Source organism: Mariniflexile jejuense, from assembly GCF_042675665.1.
GTDB lineage: Bacteria > Bacteroidota > Bacteroidia > Flavobacteriales > Flavobacteriaceae > Mariniflexile > Mariniflexile jejuense.
Window position 1 is genome coordinate 1 of record NZ_JBHTJI010000038.1, and the last position, 1,060, is coordinate 1,060.

The 1,060-nt window shown below is 31.3% G+C and carries 1 protein-coding gene; it reads right to left on the reverse strand.

Annotation, left to right across the window (positions count from 1 at the left end):
* Window positions 1-257: 257 nt before the first annotated feature.
* On the reverse strand, window positions 258-1,060 hold an 803-nt coding region (locus tag ACFQ1R_RS13175), incomplete at its 5' end, for a hypothetical protein (protein WP_379926731.1).

Genomic DNA, 1,060 nt, shown 5'->3' on the forward strand with positions numbered 1-1,060 from the left:
TCTTTTACACTATCAAATAAAAATCCACTTGCCATAATTCCTGCAATAAAAGTCGAATAAATAATTTTCTGTTTTAAAGAGTACTTTTTCTTTCCCAATCAGTTTTGTTTAAATGCATTACAACGTCGCGTATAACCGTCAGTTACGGGTTTTAAATTATTGTTTTTCGATTAAGCACAGGCGTTAGCAATTCCGAGTGGATTCGGACGTAGTCGAATCCGCCGTAATTGCGGTTATACATTGTTGGCAAATCGTTTTTATTTTTTTCCATTATCAAATTCATTCGGTATTGGTGGCGGTGGTGGCGGTGGAATATTTGTAATGTCAAATCCCTCAAAAAGAATGTTATACTTAAAATAGTCAGAACCATTTTGTGAATTAATTTCTTTAAATTCTCTTACAATTTCTTTTAGAGCTCTTTTTGTTGTTTCTATTGGATATTTATCTTCAACGTAAAAATGAATTAAAGCTGGTTTGAGTTTGTTTTCGTTATGCTGAAAGTTATACTTTTTAGATAATATCTTATTCAGTTCCGTTTTTAGGAATGTTATTGGTTTGGTCTTTTTGTTTTTCCCATATTCAATTACCAAAGAATCATTTCTAACAAACAATAAATTCCGTCTGAAGTAACATCCAATTTCGCCAGAAGTCGGGCAGTCAGCAAATCCGGTTAAATGATAGATAGTATCATTTGATTTAAATCTTAAACCTGACGATTTTCCCACACAGGTCAATTCGCCCATTTTTTGTCTTAATTCCGCAAAATTTGAAACTGAATCTAAATCTATAACTCCAATCTTGTCATTAATTTCAAAACTTTTAAAATCCTCTGAAAATAATTCAGCCAAAGGTTTTTTTTCGTCCAAATTTGAGCAGGAACTTAAAATCAAAAGAAAGATTAATATGTAGTTTAAGTTTTTCATCAAATGTTTGCCAACGTTGCGTATAAGAATAGTGCGTTTTTGTGTGCGAGGATTTTCCGCAGGAAAATCAGAAGCTAACAAAAAAAGCACTAAGTTTTGATTAAGTATAAAACTAAGCATTATTTTTATACATTGTT